At 46.1% G+C, this 20811-nt stretch carries 17 protein-coding genes and 1 pseudogene; 9 read left to right on the plus strand and 9 right to left on the minus strand.

What is annotated here, in order from left to right:
* Positions 1 to 49 precede the first annotated feature (49 nt).
* The gene (locus tag RID53_RS34195; RefSeq protein WP_446392362.1) at positions 50 to 412 is read left to right on the plus strand and encodes an EamA family transporter; all 363 of its coding nucleotides are present in this window, start codon (positions 50 to 52) and stop codon (positions 410 to 412) included.
* A gap of 351 nt (positions 413 to 763) precedes the next feature.
* On the opposite strand, the gene apcB is transcribed toward RID53_RS34195, so the two are convergent.
* Entirely contained in the window at positions 764 to 1273 is a 510-nt protein-coding gene (apcB, locus tag RID53_RS34200) for an allophycocyanin subunit beta (RefSeq protein WP_446392332.1), read from the minus strand.
* A 697-nt stretch (positions 1274 to 1970) separates the two neighbouring features.
* Here apcB and glnA point away from each other — a divergent pair.
* The 4 genes from glnA to RID53_RS34220 all read left to right on the plus strand — a co-directional run bounded on the left by glnA (position 1971) and on the right by RID53_RS34220 (position 5909).
* Positions 1971 to 3392, plus strand: a complete 1422-nt coding sequence (glnA, locus tag RID53_RS34205) for a type I glutamate--ammonia ligase (RefSeq protein WP_446392333.1) — start codon at positions 1971 to 1973, stop codon at positions 3390 to 3392.
* Between the two features lie 133 nt (positions 3393 to 3525).
* Positions 3526 to 4425 carry a ferritin-like domain-containing protein gene (locus tag RID53_RS34210; RefSeq protein WP_446392334.1) on the plus strand — a complete coding sequence of 300 codons (900 nt, stop codon included), beginning with the start codon at positions 3526 to 3528 and terminating at the stop codon, positions 4423 to 4425.
* Between the two features lie 329 nt (positions 4426 to 4754).
* Positions 4755 to 5258 (plus strand): YbjN domain-containing protein, encoded by a 504-nt coding sequence (locus tag RID53_RS34215; RefSeq protein WP_446392335.1) that lies wholly within the window; start codon positions 4755 to 4757, stop codon positions 5256 to 5258.
* Between the two features lie 294 nt (positions 5259 to 5552).
* Positions 5553 to 5909, plus strand: a complete 357-nt coding sequence (locus tag RID53_RS34220) for a response regulator (RefSeq protein WP_446392336.1) — start codon at positions 5553 to 5555, stop codon at positions 5907 to 5909.
* 176 nt (positions 5910 to 6085) lie between these two features.
* On the opposite strand, the gene RID53_RS34225 is transcribed toward RID53_RS34220, so the two are convergent.
* From RID53_RS34225 to RID53_RS34240, 4 genes are all read right to left on the minus strand, one after another.
* Complete coding sequence (locus RID53_RS34225) at positions 6086 to 6274, minus strand: hypothetical protein (protein WP_006097802.1); 189 nt, start codon at positions 6272 to 6274, stop codon at positions 6086 to 6088.
* A gap of 70 nt (positions 6275 to 6344) precedes the next feature.
* The gene (locus RID53_RS34230; protein ID WP_446392337.1) at positions 6345 to 7262 is read right to left on the minus strand and encodes a response regulator; all 918 of its coding nucleotides are present in this window, start codon (positions 7260 to 7262) and stop codon (positions 6345 to 6347) included.
* A 228-nt stretch (positions 7263 to 7490) separates the two neighbouring features.
* A complete protein-coding gene (locus tag RID53_RS34235) occupies positions 7491 to 8324 on the minus strand; it encodes a response regulator (RefSeq protein ID WP_446392338.1) in 834 nt (277 codons plus the stop codon).
* A 329-nt stretch (positions 8325 to 8653) separates the two neighbouring features.
* Positions 8654 to 8881 (minus strand): DUF7219 family protein, encoded by a 228-nt coding sequence (locus RID53_RS34240; RefSeq protein ID WP_446392339.1) that lies wholly within the window; start codon positions 8879 to 8881, stop codon positions 8654 to 8656.
* A gap of 316 nt (positions 8882 to 9197) precedes the next feature.
* On the opposite strand from RID53_RS34240, the gene RID53_RS34245 reads away from it, so the two are divergent.
* The 4 genes and pseudogenes from RID53_RS34245 to RID53_RS34260 form a co-directional block, all read left to right on the plus strand.
* Positions 9198 to 10793, plus strand: a complete 1596-nt coding sequence (locus RID53_RS34245) for an efflux RND transporter periplasmic adaptor subunit (RefSeq protein WP_446392340.1) — start codon at positions 9198 to 9200, stop codon at positions 10791 to 10793.
* 155 nt (positions 10794 to 10948) lie between these two features.
* Positions 10949 to 14083, plus strand: a complete 3135-nt coding sequence (locus RID53_RS34250; RefSeq protein ID WP_446392341.1) for an efflux RND transporter permease subunit — start codon at positions 10949 to 10951, stop codon at positions 14081 to 14083.
* Between the two features lie 247 nt (positions 14084 to 14330).
* Entirely contained in the window at positions 14331 to 14576 is a 246-nt protein-coding gene (locus RID53_RS34255) for a UPF0175 family protein (protein ID WP_446392342.1), read from the plus strand.
* Positions 14573 to 14680 (plus strand): annotated as a pseudogene (locus RID53_RS34260) (DUF3368 domain-containing protein); the annotation flags it as partial. The gene RID53_RS34255 and the pseudogene RID53_RS34260, both read left to right, overlap by 4 nt.
* A gap of 30 nt (positions 14681 to 14710) precedes the next feature.
* Here RID53_RS34260 and RID53_RS34265 read toward each other — a convergent pair.
* The 4 genes from RID53_RS34265 to RID53_RS34280 form a co-directional block, all read right to left on the minus strand.
* On the minus strand, positions 14711 to 16183 hold the full coding sequence (locus RID53_RS34265; RefSeq protein WP_446392343.1) for a hypothetical protein: 1473 nt from the start codon (positions 16181 to 16183) through the stop codon (positions 14711 to 14713).
* On the minus strand, positions 16176 to 16523 hold the full coding sequence (locus RID53_RS34270) for a hypothetical protein (RefSeq protein ID WP_446392344.1): 348 nt from the start codon (positions 16521 to 16523) through the stop codon (positions 16176 to 16178). Before RID53_RS34270 ends, RID53_RS34265 begins: the two co-directional genes overlap by 8 nt.
* A gap of 3 nt (positions 16524 to 16526) precedes the next feature.
* Positions 16527 to 19919 (minus strand): CHAT domain-containing protein, encoded by a 3393-nt coding sequence (locus RID53_RS34275; RefSeq protein ID WP_446392345.1) that lies wholly within the window; start codon positions 19917 to 19919, stop codon positions 16527 to 16529.
* A gap of 186 nt (positions 19920 to 20105) precedes the next feature.
* Positions 20106 to 20711, minus strand: a complete 606-nt coding sequence (locus RID53_RS34280; protein ID WP_446392346.1) for a Uma2 family endonuclease — start codon at positions 20709 to 20711, stop codon at positions 20106 to 20108.
* Positions 20712 to 20811: the final 100 nt, after the last annotated feature.

Consider the following 20811-nt stretch of genomic DNA (forward strand, 5'->3'; position numbering starts at 1 on the left):
CTAAATCTGGGGAGCAACAAAGGCTTATTTCTGTGACATTCAGATTAAGATAGTTCTACGCTCATTGGAGAATTTTTTCATGAATGCCTATTTCGCTTTAATTATTTCGATTCTTATCGGTATCGGTGGGCAACTAAGCCTTAAAGCTGGTGCTATGCAGGGTATTGGCAATAAGCTTTTCTTTCTTCAGCCCTACATTATTGTGGGATTATCCTCTTATTTCTGTGCTTCCCTTTTCTATATCTTTGCCCTTAGGGAAATCCCTGTTTCTGTGGCTTTTCCTAGCGTTTCAATTAGTTATGTAGCGGTGGCTTTTTTGGCTCATTTAATTTGGGGAGAACCGTTTGGCATCAGACAGGTTCTTGCCCTAGGGTTAATTGCTCTGGGAATATACACCTTATCCCAAAAGTAAATTAATCTGGAAAAATCGTTAAAGTCGCACCCAAAGAGCATCACATTGAGTATTTTCGGACTTTTAGCATCAGTTGTAAGTAGGTGGACACAATTAAAGTTAACGGTGGAGATTAGGGAACACCTCGACTTACCTCGACGCCGCTCGGTAACACGCTCGGTGTATAACAGGGAACAGGGAACAGTAAGGGTTTGAGGCTTGTTTACATAACTTAATCTAGTTAAGTTTATTTCCACCAACCTACTTAGTCATTAATTGTGAATACCCAGAAGAGACATTAAACATGTCCCTAATTACCTGTTCCCCAATCACCAAAAACCTAGATGTAACCCTTTTGGGTGCGAAATACCATTAAATATCGCTTTCGCTCAATTCACGAGTCATGTAGTCGAATGGCTGATCTACAAATGCCGTATTAGCAACTCCAGTGGCGGCGACTTGTTCTTTCAGGATATCTTTCATAATTTGGATACCACGAACCGTCGGACCAATAGGAACCCCCAACGAATTGTAGGTTTCCCGCAAACCTTGCAAGACCCGTTCATCTAGGACATCCATGCTCCCGGCAACCAGTGCATAACTGGCATAGCGGAGATAATAGTCCATATCCCGCAGACAAGCGGCATAGCGACGAGTCGTGTAAGCATTACCACCCGGACGAATCAGTTCCGGCACGTCTTCAAAGAGTTGCGATCCTGCCTGCTTGACAATTGAGGCGGCGTTGGCATTAATCACTGCTGCTGCCATAATTCGGGCTGTACCACTGTCAAAGTAAGATTTGAGTAAATCGATCGCATCGCGATCAAGGTAACGACCGCTAATATCGTAGTTTCTAATCAGGCTTGTAATCGCATCCCGCATGAGTCGGCTCTCCCAATCTATATATCTTTATCTATTTATATTGCCAGTTATTGCGACGCTCTCATCAAAAGTCTCTGGAATGAGAATTCCTGCACCATTCTTGAGCATATAAGCTGGACTGCCCAACTATTGCTCCCAAAGCAACTTGGCTTATCTAGACTAGAATACGTCATTGTTGAGCGGATTGACAAATAGGGGACGGGCAATCCTTATCATTTTGTAATATTTAATACAATTTAATCTTTTTCTTAGGACATCAAGGATCAGGAAACGAGATTCTGTAACTTTGGATACAAAAGCTCCCTCTCCCTCTCCCTAGGATGAGTCAGATGACCAGGAGACAGGTTTCAAGTCCAATCAGGTTGTTGAGGTAAACCTGAGATGGTACGATAACGGCTCCCAGGCTTAGGGAGAAAGTTCGCACCCAACCAACTGTATCTTGTCTCGTTTCTCACACGCCGGGGGCAAGCTGATCGGGTCTACCCGTGTTTCCATCTCCTGCCATGATCAACCGTATCGTTTTCTCATCTCATGTCTAGTTGGTTTGTGCGACATTTAATTCCCAAGTTCCCCTGTAGTCCTAAGCGTCAGGTTTAGGACAGGCATCACCGTCTGTTGAGGTCGGTGAGACCTGTAACTACCCCACCGTTATTTGAACTTTTCTAAACAATAGTCCACTTGACAAAAGGAGTCATTCATGCCAGAAACGCCCCAAGATGTCTTGAAACTGATTCAAGAGGAAGACATTAAGATTATTGACCTCAAATTCATTGATATGCCAGGGATCTGGCAGCACTGCTCGTTTTACTATGATCAAATTGACGAAAGTGCTTTTGAAGATGGGGTAGCTTTTGACGGGTCAAGTATTCGCGGTTGGAAATCCATTAACGAGTCCGACATGGCAATGGTGCCCGATCCGAAAACGGCTTGGATCGACCCATTCATGCAAGAAAAAACCCTGAGCATGATCTGCTCAATCAAGGAACCCCGCACGGGTGAATGGTACGACCGCGATCCCCGCACGATCGCTCAGAAAGCACTGGACTTTTTGAAGTCCACAGGAATTGGCGATATTGCCTTTTTTGGTCCGGAAGCGGAGTTCTTTATCTTCGACGATGTTCGCTTTGATCAAACCGAGAGCAAAGGCTTCTACTATGTAGACAGCGTGGAAGGGCGTTGGAATTCCGGACGGGAAGAAGCTGGCGGTAACCTAGGATACAAGCCTCGTTACAAAGAAGGGTATTTCCCCGTTTCACCTACGGATACGCTGCAAGATATGCGTACCGAAATGCTGCTGACCATGGGTCGGTGTGGGGTGCCGATTGAAAAGCATCACCACGAAGTTGCGTCAGGGGGACAGAACGAACTTGGTGTCCGTTTTGCGCCTATCGTTGAAGCGGGTGACTTCTTGATGACGTACAAATATGTGATTAAAAACGTTGCCAAGAAGTATGGCAAAACTGCCACATTTATGCCCAAGCCAATCTTCAACGACAATGGTTCAGGGATGCACACCCACCAGTCGATTTGGAAGGATGGGAAACCTCTGTTCTTCGGCGATGGCTACGCGAAGTTAAGCAAGATGGCGCTGCACTATATTGGCGGTTTGCTCAGACACGCCCCCGCTTTGTTAGCCTTAACCAACCCAACCACCAACTCCTACAAGCGTTTGGTGCCAGGGTTTGAAGCGCCTGTAAACTTGGCTTACTCCCAAGGAAACCGTTCCGCCTCCATCCGGATTCCTCTGTCTGGTGACAATCCCAAGGCGAAGCGGATGGAATTCCGTTGTCCTGATGCAACCTGTAATCCTTATATTGCTTTTGCTGCAATGTTGTGTGCAGGTTTGGATGGGATTAAGAATGAAATTGAGCCGGGCGAACCGTTGGATGTGGATATCTATGACCTCTCACCCGAGGAATTGAGCAAAATCCCATCAACTCCTGGTTCTCTGGAAGCTGCTTTAGAGCATTTGGAGAAGGATCATAGTTTCTTGACCAGTACAGGTGTATTCACCGAAGACTTTATCGACAACTGGATTGCTTACAAACTCGACAATGAGATCAACCCGATGCGGTTGCGTCCTCATCCCTATGAGTTTTCCCTCTACTATGATGTCTAGTCTCAACCGCTAGCACAACATGACAAAAAAAGCCATCCCTAGGGGTGGCTTTTTGATTAACTGGCTGGGGGAAGCAAAGGGAATTTTTATGTTTGTTAGCATTTAAACAGTAAATTTACAAAAAAACATACAAATGACTGTTGCTTATCCCCGCAAACTCAAAAACTCTGTTAGTGCGCGTGAAATCCTCCGAGGGGTAGTGAGCGATCGCGAAATGCACCTGATCACGCTAAATCGCTACCGCTATAACGAACAACATAGCTGCAAAGACCTCACGGAAGTGGTCGAAAAACTCAATGGTCAACCGCGAGACTTGGTACAGGAACTGTCTCACCATATTTGTGACGAAGCTCGCCATGCGATGTGGTTGACAGACCTTCTAGTAGACTTGGGTGCAGATATTGGTATGCCTCCCGGAGTATCCTACATCCATGAGTTCGAGCGACTCATCGACCAGCAAACCTATGAATCACCAGGCAACAAAGAAGATGGTCTTATTGCTGCCTTAGCAGCAATCAACGTCACGGAAAAGCGCGGTTGTGAATATTTCTCGGCTCATATTCGAGCCTTGAAAGACGCTCCACAAACCGAAGAAAACATCAAGATTAGAGAAACAATTGAACGAATTTTCCCAGAAGAAGCGGTTCACGTGCGATGGGGTAACCGATGGCTGGCTAAAATCGCTGATAAAAGCCCCCGACATCGCCGGAAGGTGGAACAAGCTAAGCGCCAGTATGTGGCAATTGAACAGGCAGCTTATGAGGCTGGTATGGATATCATGGCTGGTGCAGAACTGCGCCGACTCAACCATCTGTTAGAAATTGCCAATACTTTAGAGGTTTGGGAACGTCCCAAGTACCTGATGGAAAACATACCGCAGACACTGCTAGCCCCCGAATTGCAGATGACCCGTCTAACTGTGGCACAACGAGCTTGGCAACGTGATCCCAAGATGTTTATGGAAAAGTTTGTACCGATGTTCTTGAACGGACTGAATATTGTCCCCAATAAGCAACACAAAGCTACGGCTTAGGCACATTTTCTCTGAATTCGCTCTCTAGAGTTGAGAACCCCTCAGTAAGATCCCCGACTTCTTGAAGAAGTCGGGGATCTGGGTCTTTGCGGGTAAGTAATCGGTATTAACGGATAAAATAAGCTTGGGGGTACTCCCAAGTATCAAAGACGCCAAATCTGGCGATTATGGTGTGGGACTTAGTGCCTTCCCTTTTCTTTCATCATTGGTTAAAGTTAGGTGCATCGCTGATAATGCTCGCCATGTTCCCAGCAAGCTACAGGACGTATCCACCGTAAATACCACGCCTTGTGTTATATACAATTGTCAATTGCTATAGAGAAACGTTTATGACCACTAAAAAATCGAATCCAGAAACGGTGTCTACAGAAAGCTTGTCAACGGAAGAGATTGTCTCCACGGAGTTCATCCAAGACCAGACTACCGTCAACTATGTAGAAACCATCGAAACAGTCATCTCTAGCCTGGAGCAAGATGACAGCGCTATGGTTAGCCATAACGATGAAGGCTATCTCTGGAAGTTTAAGTATGGTAGTGTAGAAGTCTTTGTCCAGCTAACGGGTTCTACAGACGAGGATACATTCACCGTTTGGTCTTCGGTGCTGAACCTCCCGGCAGAAAAAGAAGCCGAATTGATGCGTAGGCTTCTGGAAATGAACTGGTCAGATACCTTTGAATCCCGTTTTGGGATTGTGGATGATCAAGTGGTGGTGTTATCATCGCGCACGGTGGCTGAACTATCGCCGGGAGAAATTTCTCGGGCGATTACGATTGTTGCTACTATTGCTGATGATAATGATGAAGCGTTGCAAGAAGAGTTTGGCGCGGCTTGAGTTGTACTACAACCAGAATCCGCCTCTACACCGAACAAGGTGAACTCTCTTACTTTTGGTCGGGATCTGGAAAACCTCTCTCCAAACCTCTCTCCGAACCTCTCCCTAGCCCTCTCCTACAAGGAGAGGGAAGCGGAATATATTTTTTTATTTGGAGAGGCTTTGAATTCTCCCCCATGGAACAAAAAGCGAAGCATCCGCTGGCTTCCCCCTTCGTTAGCTTGTATTGTGTCCACCTACTTATACCTTGTAGAGGTTAGCAGCGGGAGCATGTCAATCTCTCTATCGTAGCTGGTGAAAATTTTATTTATCGAAGATAACGACTTGAATCGGGAAGCAATTAGTGAATATCTTGAGTTGCATGGGTATGAAGTTTATGCTAAACCCGATGGCGCTAATTTTTTAGAGGTGGTGAGAGAATTTCAACCTGATTTAATTTTACTGGATCTCAAGTTACCAGAGATTGATGGCTTTACTTTGATGGAACAACTGCGACAATCCCAATCGTTACCAATCCCGGTGGTCATTCTTTCAGCACTTTCCTTTAATTCGGATAAACAGCGAGCATTTGAATTGGGGGCTTGCTGTTTTTTGGTGAAACCGACGATGGTGCAGGATATTAGGCGTGCGATTCAGAAGGAATTGAAATAATTGGCATGTCTGTTTTCGGGTAGGGGCGGGTTTAGCCATTTACAGCAGAATTGGTGGTTGATCAGGTACAGCCTTAAGCAAGATCCCCGACTTCTTGGAGAAGTCGGGGATCTGTCTGTGTTACTTGAAAAGCGCTGTATTTTAGATACTCACCAAGAAATGAACAACAAAACCTTCTATTCCGACTCGGATTGGCGTTGCTGTTGAATAAATTCCTCAATAATTCGGGTAAGATTATTCACAGATTCTCCAATTTGAGTGAGTCGGGTTTCAGTTTGAGAGAGTCCGAGTAGGGTATTTTGGAGTTGGTTGCCTAAAATGTCGATCGCGTCTCGATACTCTCTCTCTAATTCTTCCAGAGTCATGGTCAAACCTCAATGATTGATTGAGTTCCAGTCTGGACGCTCAATGTTAGCGATCGCGTTTATGCTATGTTCAATTTGTGTTCATGAAAAGGGCGATCGCGAGTAAGTTGCTCAGATCTCTCAATCGCTCTATTGTCGGCTGATCCCAATGGCGTGGTGTTATGCATTGATGGACACACAGCCCCCCTAATCGTTGACCGTGACTGATTAAGGGTAAAATTAAAACGGCTTTGGCTTTTAAGGGAGTCAGTTGCGCGATCGCAACATCTGAGAGTTCGGTTTGCTCAATATCCTCAATCGCTACAATTTGCCCTTGTTGGTAAACCGTCTTATAGACTTGTTCTAAACCGGGATCAGCAAGGTAAAGTTCTAGTACCGAGGGATATCCGGGGGCGACGGATTCCACAATCGATTGATCGCCTAAGGTATAAAGGATGACTCGTTCAACCTCTAACTGAACTCGCAGCTTCGCCACCGTGAAATCCAGCAGCGTTAACACAGGAGTAGACTTACACAAGCGCTGGAGAATCTCTGCGAATAAAGCATCCCACTCTTGTAAACGCTGTAATTGCTGGGTGGCTTGTTCCGCCTGTGTTAAAGCTTGAGCCGCCGTCAAGAGACGCCGTACTCGTTGGGAGAGAACCGCCCAATAGATGGGTTTGGTGACATAATCCGTTGCACCTACGGCAAAAGCATGATCCACAGAATCTTGATCATCCAGAACCGTAATCATTAAAATCGGGATGCGATCGCCTCCTGGTAGAGAACGCAAACGCTTACAGCAGGTAAAGCCATCCAATCCCGGCATAACTGCATCCAACAATACCATGTCTGGCTGATGATGCATATATTCGCTCAGACATTGCTCCCCATCCTTCGCTTCCACAACGCCATATCCTTCTTCTGTCATCGCTAAATTGAGTAATGAGCGCATCGAACGATCATCATCAACGACGAGGATTAAAGGTTGATCAGGCTGAAAATCCATAGTAGGAGGGTAGGTGAAAGAATGATTTTGCCGTAGAGGTTTACCAGGTAGGGGCTTGATAACCAAGCCCCTACTATGTTTGTGTAGCCGCGATTAAAATCGCCCGAGAGTCTGATATCATGTCCGGCAAATCACTCCTAATAAAAACTTCTCCCCATCTCCCCCTCACCCCATCTCCCCCTCACCCCATCACCGTAATTATGGGTATTCAACCGGACATGATTATGATTAGGGAATGGGAATTGGAGATTTTGACACCTGTTTAATTAAAGCAGTTTTCACCTTCTCATACTCTACCTTGACCTGAACCAGTTGCTCGGCAGGGACTTCACTCATACCCGCACTTGCCAAGGCTTCCAACTTCTTGCAGAGATGGGAAAGAGTGACAGCACCCAGATTCGCGCTACTCGAACGGAGACTATGAGCCGCCTGTCTTAGCGCCTCTGCATCTTGGGTTGCGATCGCCGATTGAATGGCTTGAAGTCGTTCGGGTGCATCTTCTAAATAGTCCCCCACAATTTTATCCAAGACAATATGGGCTTTTGCTCCCGCTAATTTCTCTAAGGATTGCCATATCTTAGGAGCTAATACCTCCGACTCCGTATCAAGCAACCTTGGCGACGCCGGAAAAACACCTGCGCCCTCATCTCCATGTAACCCCTGATCACTATCCGATACCTTCTGCAACGCCTGAACCAGTTTTGGCAACTCAATCGGTTTCGTAATATAATCATCCATCCCCGCCGCCAAGCACTGTTCTCGATCGCCCCGCCGAGCATAAGCTGTAAGCGCAATAATCCGAGGACGTTCGCCAGCAGCCCACTGCTCACATATCTGGCGAGTCGCGGTTAAACCATCCATTTCTGGCATTTCCACATCCATAAACACGACATCATAAGACTGGCTATGCAAAGCCTGTAACACCTCTGCACCGTTACTCACGACATCAGCCTGATAGCCTAATTTCTTTAGCAAAAGTACGGCAAACTTCTGATTCACCCGATTGTCTTCCGCTAGTAAAATCCGTGTTTTATGGCTTTTTGGTAAAGATGTGGTTTGCATTGGGTTATGTCTGTTAGGTTGGCTTATTTCTGTCTCTTATTTATTGTGTAGGTAAGAAGGCTAATGAGATATACGCCAGATTGCCGAATTCTCCATGGTAAATCGACGTAATTTTTGTTTACATTTGTCTCGACCTGACGAATAAGTTGTTCAGGACTACTGATTTAGAGTGTATTTCCGAGTTGAGTTCGCCACATCACCCTTAAAAGTTGATTTGGATCACTGATTTTCTGTGTGCTGATCCGTAACCTATCATGCATTTAAATTGACATTAAGGTTTAAAAATTCCGGACACATTAAACCTTCTATCCTCTACCTTTTTCTAGGCTCTAATCCATATCCAGAAGATGCTGACCCGATTGTTGTAACTGCTGCCAAAGGTCTTGAATTTGATCATAAGCCTGTTCCGGAGGCAATTTTCCGGAGGTTTGTAGGTTGCAGATGGTGGTCACTCGCTGGGCAAATTCTTGCAAATTGGCATTAAAGACCAGATAGTCCGGTTTTATCTGACCATAGTAGCGACAACGAGGATATAAAAAATTTAGGCGATCGCTCATTTTGGGCTTCTCCCAGATTCTTGAAATTTTCTGTCTATTAAAACTCCTATTATTAATCAAAAAACTGGATATTGACCAATCGTTGTGAACATTTCTTGACAGAAAATTTCTTGGGTCAGTTCATAGTCAAGATGATGGTAGCGATGAAGCCCGGATTGATCTGCCTAAAAAAAATAGGTAATTTTGTAGCTTATGTTACTGCTGCTAGGGGCATAGGTCTAGTTTGCCAAAACTCTCTCTTAGAGAAGAGGAGATATTCAAACGCCTGAGTAACTTTAAAAGTAAGACCTTCAATTGTCGTCACCGTCAGGTTTCCATGCCTTCAGAAAACACTACCGCCACTCCTGATCAAGCGAATACTCATGTTGATAATGGCAATCAGCAACACAGACAGGATAGCGAAGCAACTGCCAAAAAATCACCACAACAACCCGAAGCTGACCAAGACGATTTAAATAGGAAAAAATCCCCCCAGTCTTCTCAGCTCAAAACCAAGTTAAAAAAAGCATGGTGGCTGATTCCCCTGGTGGGGTTAGTGCTGGCGATTGGTGGTGTATCGGTGATGCGCCTGTCGCCTAAGGATGAAGAAGCCGCTACTACCACTCAACCTTCCCCCTTACCCGTGCGGGTTACCCCAGCCCAATTAGAATCGATTCGCGCTTGGGTATCCAGTGAAGGGAATGTCCGGGCGACTCGCTTTAAACATCTAACCTTTGACGTAGCGGGTGATGTCACATATATCGCCAACCGGGAAGGGGGGCGACGATTACGAGAAGGCGATCGCGTACAAAAAGGGGAACTGCTTGCCCGAATTGATGATCGGGAACTCCAAGCCCAGGTGAGTCAAGCACAAGCGGCTGTCGCCGAGGCGCAAGAACAGAAAAGCGTCGCCGCCGCTAATCTCGCCCAAGCCCAGGCACAAGTCGCCCAGGCGCGTTCTCAGGTGAGCCAAGCCCAAGCCCAATTAACCAAGGCGCGATCCAATCGGGATCTGGCGCAAAGTCAACTCGAACGCTATCGACTCCTTTATCACCAGGGCGTGATTCCCGCCAGTGAATTTGATACCCGCCAGAATACACTCCAAGACGCCCAAGCCCAAATTCAAGCCGCCCAAGCCCAAGTTCAAGCCGCCCAAGATCAAGTTCAAGCCGCCCAAGCCCAAGTTCAAGCCACCAGAGAACAGGTGGAAGCCGCTGAAACGGGGATTACCACGGCTCGCGCCCAACTGACTCAGGCGAAGGTTGACTTAGAAGGTACTCGACTTTACGCCCCCTTTGATGGTGTTGTCGCCTATCTGAATATTCGCGAAAACGAATATTATACTCCTCAACTCGTGTCTACCCAACTGGCAGGAGATTATCAAGGCATTTTAGAGCGAGTACCGATTGTCGTCATCGATCCCAGCCAATTTGAAGTCATTGCCGACTTCCCCGCCTCCAGTGGACAGCAGATTCGTCCCGGTCAACCTGCCTACATTGTCTCAGAACTGGAGCGCTCCGGTGAACGTCCCAATCAAACCATTATTGAAAGGGCGCGTGCGAAAGGAGAAGTATTTGCCGTCAACCCCGCTGTTAGTCCAGGGGGGCGATCGATTCAAGTCACCATTCGGATTACGGACACCACAACTAACCTACAACATGGAGAACAGGTTTCAGCTTGGATTGCTGTGGAAGACGAGGACAATACAGTTGTGGCTCCCTTAGATGCCTTTGTTTATCGTGATCAAGACCCCTATGTCTTTGTCGTCAATCCCGAAGAAAAAGTAGTGGATCAGCGTCAAATTGTACCCGGAATTACAGGCATTCAGCGGCGAGAAATTGAGAGCGGTGTTTCCCCTGGAGAACTGTTAGTCACTGAAGGACAAAATCGTTTAGTAGATGGCACACCTGTCGAGATTATTGAACGCAATTAATAAGGAAGATGGGGAGATGGGGAGATGAGGGAGACAAAATTTCTATAGCCTATTACCCTGTTCCCTATTCCCTAACCAATGACAAATGACAAATGACAAATGACCAATGACAAATGACCAATGACAAATGACCAATGACCAATGACCAATGACCAATGACCAAACCATCACCAATATCTCGTTTCTTTTTCCTCAAACCCGTTTTTGGTATTTTGTTAAGCCTGCTGTTTACAATTGGCGGGTTTCTCGGTTACGCGGCGATCGTTAAAGAAGCCAACCCTGATATTAATATTGCCATAGCGACAGTCACCACAACCTGGGCAGGGGCTGATCCGCAAACCATTGAACAGCAAGTAACCAATGAATTAGAGACAGAGATTAAATCTGTTGAAAACCTGAAAGAACTTAGAAGTGCCTCATTTAGTGGCTTCTCCATCATTCAGGTAGAATTTAACTCCGAGGCAGATGTGGAACAGTCGATTCAACTCCTACGTGATGCCGTTTCTCAAGCCGAACCCAATTTGCCCAGAGAAGCGGATCAACCCGTTGTTGAACAAGTTTCTTTTGATGATGTCCCCATTCTCACCATAGCCCTATTTGGTGACCTAGACGCCACCGTTTTAAACTTAGCGGCGGAACGGTTGCAAGAACGATTAGAAAAAGTTTCCGGCGTTAGCGAAGTCAATCTGGGAGGGGCGCGGGATGAAGTCGTACAAGTTCAGCTTGACCCCAGTCGCCTAGTCGCGCTACAAATTCCACCCACGACAGTTGCCAATCGCATCCAAACCGCTGACCGCGATGTGCCTTTAGATGAGGTGGAGAGTGAGCAAATTGGCACGCAGGTGCGCTTTTATGGACGGTTTCGCCAATTAGATGATTTACGGGAATTGCCGATCGCTCGTCTGGATGGGCGGGTGGTTCGCTTGGCAGAAATTGCCACGGTTCGTCGAGAGTTGGAGGAAGAAGAAAGTCGGGCTTTTATTAGTTGGCAGGGGAGACAATTTGAACCCGTTATTAGTGTGGGGATTAAGAAAGTCCCTGGACAGGATTCAATTGAAGTGATTAATCGGGTTTTGTCAGAAATTGAAGCCGCCCAGCAGAATCCTCAACTGTGGTTTCCGGGGATGAAATACCGAGTTATTTCTGATGAATCCGAAACAATTTGGGAGGATTTAGACAACTTATTTACCAATGCGTTGCAGGCAATGGCGGCGGTATTTGTGATTTTGTTTATTGCCTTGTCTTGGCGAGAAGCGTTAATTGCTGGACTGTCCATTCCCTTAACTTTTTTGGGTGCATTGGCGATTTTATGGTTAACGGGTCAAACCCTGAATACGATGGTACTGATTGGTATGGTATTGTCGTTGGGTTTGTTGGTGGATGTTTTCATCTTAATGATGGAGGGGATGCACGAGGCAATTTTTATCTCTAAGTTAGGTTTTAATCAAGCGGCGCTGAAGACGGTAAAAACCTATGCACCTCCAGCATTTTCTGGTCAGTTAACCACAATTTTGGCAATGGTGCCGCTGATGGCAATTAGTGGGACAATGGGAAAATTTATCCGCTTGCTGCCGATTACGGCGATTACCTGCTTGTTGCTGAGTTTTGCGATCGCGATTTTGGTGGATGTTCCTTTGTCTCGTTTTTTGTTAGCTGGAATCAGCAAAGAAAATAAAACCTCCCGCATTGACCAACTCAGTGAAACTGCCTCGGAACGGTTTACTCAGTGGAGTTTAAACCATACCGTTCGCAATCAAACCACTGCCCGGGCGTGGACGGCGGGAACCATTGCCTTATTCCTCTGTGCCGTCTTTGCCTTTACCCAAATTCCCACGGTTTTCTTTCCAGAAACCGATACCCGCGATTTGAGTATTAATGTGGAAATGCCGCCAACAACCACGTTGGAAACGTCACAAGCGGTAGCGGATGATTTGGGTCAACGTTTACGGTCTAAAGACTATTTTGAAAGTGTAATTAAATATGTCGGACGACGCAGTACCTTAGTCAGTTCCGGTGAATTGCAGCCCAGCCAAGCCAGCTATTTGGTTGGATTTGATGCTGTATTTGTTCCTGAAGAACAGCGGCAGTTAACCTCCTTTGAATACGTGGAGAAGCTGCGCCCCCAACTGGAAGCGGCGCTCACCTCTTATCCCGGTGCCACCTTAGTGATCAACAGCCAACAAGCCGCCCAAAACGAAGACCCAATTCAAATCGAAATTACCGGGAATAATCTGAGTGAATTGCGGCGGATTTCTGGGGATATCCAGTTAGCATTACGGCAAATACCGGGGACAACCGATGTGCGCGATAATTTGGGCGACTTGCAACCGGATTTGAAACTAATTCCTGAACGTGAACAGCTTGATTTTTATGGAATTAGTGAAGAACAACTTGCGGCACAGGCGCGTTATTATATGACCACCAACGATGTTGGCGATTTTGTCCTGGGTGGAAATGAGGAGGATTTAGAAATTCGCCTGAGTACACAGTGGCCCTCACGCGGGGGAGAAGTTGGGGGTCCGACTCGCCGAGATGAACTCTTATCCGTGCGCTTCTTTGGCTCAAATCCGGATCAGCCTGTGATTGCAGCAGACTCGGTGATTGAGACAGTGCAGGGACAAACCCCGTTATCGATTACCCATCGAGGGGGAGAACGCACCGTTACCGTATTGGCAAAAGTCGCCAGTCGCACCGTTGGCGAAATTCTCAGTGATTTAGAACCGAAATTGGAACAGATGCAACAGTCTTGGTCTCCCGGTTACCGTTATCAGTTTACCGGGGAAGCGGAGGAACAGGCGGAAACCTTTGGTTCAGCAGGTCAAGCATTGATTTTGGCAATTATCATGGTGTTTGCGGTGTTAGTGCTGCAACTGGGTTCATTTCGCCAGCCGTTTATTATTCTCTTGGCAATTCCCTTTGCCTTAATTGGCACAATGGGCGGGTTTTTTCTGGCTTGGATTCCCTTTTCCTTTCCGGCGTTTATTGGGGTGATTTCTTTGGTGGGTATTGTAGTCAATGATGCCATTGTCATGGTGGATACGATGAACCAGTATGAACAAGAGGGGATGAACGTGCGAAAAGCGGCGGCTCATGGGGTATCGGACCGTTTGCGACCGATTTTGACGACGAGTTTAACTACGATTATTGGCTTGATTCCCTTGGCGCTGAGTCAGGCGACGTGGATGCCTTTATGTAGTGCAATTATCTTTGGTTTAATTGCGGCGACGTTGAGTGCGTTGCTGGTGGTGCCTTGTTTGTATTTACTGTTAACGCCGAAGCCGTCTAATTAGGGAATAGGAACCCCTTTTTGAGGCGATTGAAATCGCTGCTACACAAATTTATGCGAAGCCTTCCCGAAGGGTAGTCCGCAAGGTAAGGACTAGATTATAAAGGGGTTGGCTAACCCGGCTTTGGTATAAGGTGTTGACTCAGGGGAGATTTTAGGCGATCGCACTCCTCAAGAAAGGGTTGAACTCGAAAAATCCCGTAGTTAATACCCTAGAATCAGAATAATCCAATTTCCTCCAACCGAAACCGATGAGTCTGGTCATACCGAATGACATTCTCCAAGCCTCCAAAATGACTGAGGATGAAATGAAGCTAGAGATTGCTATCATGCTGTACAAACAAGAAAAAATCAGCAGTGGCAAAGTCCGCGCCTGGACTGGACTGACTGTAATTGAGTTCCAACACGAATTAGCCAAACGAGGAGTTTGTATCAACTATGATGTAGAGGATTTTCAGTCGGATATTCAAACATTGCAGTTAATAGGCTTACTATAATTGTTGTCAGTGATACCTCACCCATCACCAATCTGGCAGCAATTGGTCAGCTCGATTTATTGCGGCAACTCTATAAAATCATCATTATTCCGCAAGCTGTTTATAGCAATCCTATTTAGGGTCAGCGGACGAAGTTAACGAGTGCGATTTGACCGTTTTTGCATCCACCAAACTATAAGACCTACAGGAAGCGCTATGAGAACTCCCACGATTATATGAAACAGTACGTCAAGGAAATTGTAGTAGGAAAGATAAAGGGGAATGACAGCTTCAGGGCTATCCGAGGGTTGATTTTTAGTAATAATTGTTTTTACAGGTTCAGAAGTGACTTGAGAGGAGATACCACTGACGGCTAAACCTGTGCTGACAACGGCAATTAACAATTCTAATCGTTGTTGTCGTTTTTGAGCCGCCGATTCTGTGGCGCGATCGCTCTCGGCTTGTTCGATGTCTACTCGTCCCTGGATGGCGGTTAGCGCTTTTTCGAGTAATCCGGCTCCGTGTTGGAAGTAGCCTAAATCGGATTGAATTTGTTCGGTGAAAAGACGGTAGTCGTCATCCAAAAAGCGGGATAGGAAGCTGATATCTTCGGCGGGGAGTTTGCTTTGGATATCGTTGAGTTCTCGCCTGTAGTTTTGAGCGTTGGTGTCAATCGTGAGGCGGTAGCGGTCTAGTTCACTGATTAATTGAGAGTAGGATAAGTATTTTTGAGGAATATCTTTGAGGTATTTTTTGAATTGGTTGAGTTCGTGTTGAGTGAGTTGTTTATCGACGGGCATTCCCTGGAAGATTGTATTGATATAGGGTTCGATGGCTTGATACTCTTGGCGAACTACATGATGAACCTGACGGCTGCGATGAAAGGCAGCGACGACTTTGTTTAAATGGCAAAATAGACTGACGAAGGTTGAATAGTGGGCGGTAAATTTGTCGTCGGTTTCGGTTTCACAGAAGACCCAAATTAGGATATGGCAGTAGTCTTTTTCTTGAGTAGGAACACCGTATTCAAAAATGGGACTGCCGAATAGTTGACCTTCTCGGTAAAAGTCGGGTAAAGGATATTGATTGGGGATGAATTCTCTTAAGCAATTGTCTGCCAATTGCCTAAGTTCTTGACGATTTTGTGGCGATTTCCAGGGCAACCACTGTTTTTCTTCGGTGTACCAAACGGTTAGGAGTAGGGTTTGACCGAGGGAACTCCCAATTTCACTGGGCATTAAGCAGCCAGAAGGGTTGAGGAGTTCAAGAATGTTGAGGTTTAGGGGGTTGGTTTTCTTCTGATTTTCGTCAAATTCGGGACGGCGGAGGTTGAGGGCGAGGACGTAGGTATCGTGAATGCGGAGGGGGGTGGCAAGTCCGGTAATGGGTAGAGGTGTGCCATCTAGGAAGATTTTACTCTCAAAATGGAGAGCTACATCATCGTCGGTTTTATCTTTGAGCAGGTCAACTCGATAGCCTGGTTTTTCTTCGATTTCGAGGGGTTTGGTAACGCCAAAGCGTTGAGAGAGAAGGGTGTTCCATTTGTCCCAGAGTAGGTTAGGTGGATGGTTGTCTTTCAGGTGAAAGGCAAATAAATGGACATTGGGGGCGTAGATTTTGCTAGCCATTGCTCTTGTCTGAGTCAGGATTGGTTGACTTAGATTTGAGTTTGTCTTTAACCTGCTGGCTCAATTCTGGGAAGAAGTTGGTAATGCGAGTGGATTGATTGGCTTGGGAGGGTTTGACTTTTTTGAGTTCGCGATCGCCTTCCTCCAAGTTTTCGAGTTCATCACGAATACGAGGATGAGTGATGTAGAAATTATTCAGAGTTTCCTCAGCCTCATTGTCTGATAGAGTTTGTATTTGGGTTAGCGTATTATCCAAGTCTTGTAAGTCTTGGGTAGTAAATAGGTCAGATTTTGTTTCGAGTAGGGTTGGTAAATAGGGAAGGAGTTCGTCGTCAATCATAATTTATTGTCCGATAGCACAGAAGGCTGCCCAGTGGTAGGGAGAATGAAAAGGTTGTTCGTGAGAAGCGCGGCGGCTTAGTTTTTTCCGAATGGGTTTAATTAAATTTTCGTCTAGGTTTAAGCTCTTTGTCCATGCCTGTAGTTCGACTGTCGTGGCATCTCGGAGCCAGGTTTGGGCTTGGTTGAGGGCAAGGGCAACGGTTGAGCCGGATTTGAGATTCTGATAGAACTTAATCATTAACAGGGCTGTCGATAAGTCGTTTACTCTCCAGAGGGAACTAACGACGCTGGGAGAACCTGCGATGAGGAAGCCACTGGGTATGCCTATGTATTCGTCGCTGATGTTTTTGAAATCAATCAATCCAGTTTCGCAAGCGGAAAGGGTGACGAGGCGACATTGTTCTAAGTTGAGGCTAAGGATGGCATCGAGGGTGAGGCACTGGTTCAAGTCATGGGTTTCACCGTCGCGCACATTAAGATAACGTTCTGTGTCTGGGTTGATGGGTGCGGTAGTTAGGGGTGCATTTGCCAAGATGAGAGCAGATTTGCGGGGATTATCTAAGTTAAAGTAGCCGTGACAGCTAAAGTGGGCGCAGTGGATTGTGTTCAGTTTAGCTTCATTGATAGCTGTTAGTGTAGCTTCTGTTTTTTTGAAGATATCAGCAGGCTTAAAGTAGTCTGTGATAGCTTGCACTTCCAAATCAGTATAGGCAAGGTCGTTTGTGGGGTTTTGGATGGCAAATAGGTGGGTAAAGTTAGGGCGTTTTCGTTGTTGTGCTTGGAGCAGGAGTTGACAACTGGGCGCGTAGCTGACACCGTTGGAGAAGCGATCGAGTAAGCAATCTGTTTTACCGTTGTGAGATAAGGGTAGGGCATGAAGGGGAAACAGATGCAGGAACCTATGAGGGATTAAGATTAAGCGATCGCATTCTTCTGGAATTTGCTTAATAATTTCATTAATGTGTAGAATCTTCGCCAGCAGATGTAAGCGGACACTCAGACGACGCTGCCAATGGGATTTGCGATTGTTATATGCTCTCAGATATCCATTGAACCATTTCTCAAAGTGTTTCAGATCTTGTTGTTCAGATTGCAATACTATGGGATTTTGGGTCTTGTTGGTGAAGATGAAGGTGAAAAGCTTATCGCCTGTAAAATAAAACTCCACAACGGCGGTATTGTCATCCAAAGTCGCCTGGAATTGGTCAAACTTGAAGCCATAACCAATAGGCAGATAACGGTCTTGCAATTCGTTGTGCTGCTGTCGCAATTGCTGGAGATGTTGCGCTAGGGCAGTTGGTTCATCGGCGGTAGCAGTTTGAATTTTATCTTGACCAATGGCAATTTCATCTTCAAGTTTTCGCAGTTTACGGGCAATTTCTAGGGGTAAAAGGTTGTGGAAATCGCGGCTGAGGATGAGTTCTACAAGGTTACGGGTCTTGCTGCGTTCTGCGTATTCAATGGCATAGTTATAGTACTGTGGCTCATCTATAGCTAACTCTAGGCATATTTCCACGATGCCTTGATAGATTTGGTTATATTTTTCAGCAAGTTTCTGCTTATCTTTTTCTACACCAGAGCCAGAGATCATCTCATCTCGCAAGGATTCTACAGTGTTAATGGCAGCACTAAAAGCCGTGTAAGACTTGGCGAATTGTTGAGAACCTTGATAAGCTTGACCGAGGTGAAATTGAGTTTCTGCATAGTTTTTTGGAAAAGCTTCGCGGGTGTAAATTTCTAATGTCGCTTGGTAACAACCTATCGCTTTTTCTAAATTCTGAATCTTCTCTCCTCTAACCCTGTCGTAGTAGGTAATTCCGAGACTTTTTTGGGTCATTGCCCAGTATTGGGGGAAAGCTTCGCAGGTACGAACTTCTAAGGCTGCTTGGTAACAAGCTATCGCTTTTTCCTGGTTCTGAGCCTGTTCTTCCCGGATACGATCGTGGTAGGCAATTCCCAGATTGTGTTGAATCATCGCCCAGTCAAAGGGAAAAGCCTCGCGGGTACAAACCTCCAAGGCTTCCTGGTAGCAAGCAATTGTCTTTTCTAGGTTTTGATCTCGTTCACCATCGATTCGTTCCCAATAGGCAATTCCCAGATTGTTTTGAGTCATTGCCCAATATTGGGGAAACGCTTTGCGGTTGAGGACTTCCAGGGCAGCTTGGCAACAAGTAATTCCTTGTTCTAGGTTCTCGACTCGCTCCCCCCGGATTCGCTTAGTGTAAGCACTCCCTAGATTGCTTTGAGCCATTGCCCATTCTTGAGGAAATGTTTCGCGGTTATAGACTTCCAAAGCGGCTTGGTAGCAAGCAATCGCTGCTTCTAGGTTCTCGGCAAGCTCACCATCGATTCGATCTCGATAAGCAGTTCCCAGATTTATTTGAGTCATCGCCCAGTCTTGGGGAAATGTCTCACGAGTGCGAACTTCCAAAGCTGCTCGGTAATAAGCAATCGCCTTCTCCAGGTTATGGGTTCGCTTTTCCTGGATTCTTTCATAGTAAACACTTCCCAAAGTGTGCTGAACCGCCGCCCATTCTTGAGGAAATACGTCGCGGTTATAGACTTGCAAGGCAGCTTGGCAACAGGCGATCGCTTGTTCTATGTTCTCGGCACGCTCTCCCCAAATTCGATTAGTGTAAGCATTTGCCAGATTATTTTGAGCCATTGTCCAGTCTTGAGGAAACCCTTCGCGGGTGAGAACTTGCAAGGCAGCTTGGCAACAGGCGATCGCTTGTTCTATGTTCTCGGCACGCTCTCCCCGAATTCGATTAGTGTAAGCTATTCCCAAATTGTTTTGAATCTTTGCCCACTCGTGGGGAACTACCTCCCGCTTGTAAACTTGCAGCACCACATTGTAGCCAGTAATCGCAATCTCCTGGTTGTTTGCCCCAATACCTTGGGGAAACTGGGCAACTAGAGCGCTTAACTTGCCAATATAAGACGCAATGCTCTGTGCTTCCTCTGGCTGCACCACCGCGAGGGTAGCCGTTGCCCAGCCTCGTAATATCGTAGCTGCAATATCATCCAACTTATCGAGGTTCGCTTGCAGCAGAGGATACACTACTTCAGGATTGCCATCGCTTTCTGTAGTTGCCATCATCAATTCCAAAAGGAAGAGAAGTCGGTAGACGAAAGCCGGAGGTGGAGATATAAGGAGAGTTGATGACGACAATCTCTGTTCTTCCGACAGTTTAAGGGCAAAGCTGATTAAATAAGCAGCCGTGTTGCGATTACCTCTCTCTGCAAGTGCTCCTGCTATTTGTCCCATCATCTGAACTAAGCCAGCATCGAGTAACTCTCGATTATCTTTTAATATGGCTTGTTCACTACCATAAGGACACCTCAGCAGTTCTTGGATCAAGTACAAATAAGCTTGTTGGCGACTGTCATCCATTGCAGGCAACCCTCCGCATCCATTCCCTTTTGATTTCTTCAGGGGGAGAACAAGCATTTCCGCACAGCCAGAATTGATTAATCGTTTCGCTCAAAAGAACTTATCCTGAGTCCCTTCCCCGCTAAAACTGCTCCCCTACTCCCCAAAAAGCTGCCCACTGACGGACTCCTCAACGTCTCCTTAGCCTTATCTTGGCAGCACATCATCAAGTTTAAACGCTAACCTGGGCAACATCGGTGAAACAATTGTCTCTCCCAGTCGATATTGCTGTTGAACATAGTCTTCACCGACTAACTGACAAACTGTAATAGTTGGCTGCTTAGGTCTACCAATGAAAGCAACGCCGCCTAATCCTCGATAATCAACAATCCAATATTCTGGAATACCCAATAAAGCATATTCTTCCACTTTACGAGCATAATCAGTTTCCCAATTTGTACTGACCACCTCAACAACCAACTTAATCGAAGTTCCCAACGTAATCACAGGTTCTCGCTCCCATAACGGCTCATTCACTAATGCAGTTTCATCTAAAACCACGACATCAGGACGACGCGCCGTCGCCGCATCTGTAAAAGGTCTAACAATACAGGTGCGCGGAATAAACCAGGGATGTCCTTGTCGTTCTAACTCAATACTCAGTTTACTGGCTAATTTTCCCGCGACTGTTTCATGAGGTCCAGTGGGTTCCCTATCAATTAATTCTCCATCCGCCAATTCATAGCGAGGGTTGTTGCTATAGTGGGCGATAAATTCATCAAAACTTAGAAGTTGAGATAAAGTATAAACCATACGTTAACCTCTGAGTATATTGACAAGTTATTATACCAAATCCAGGTTAACTACCCATTGTTGCCTAAGCTGTTATGCATTTAAATTGGGAATGGGTAGC

This window comes from Coleofasciculus sp. B1-GNL1-01 (assembly GCF_040220235.1).
In the GTDB taxonomy this organism is placed as follows: domain Bacteria; phylum Cyanobacteriota; class Cyanobacteriia; order Cyanobacteriales; family Coleofasciculaceae; genus Coleofasciculus.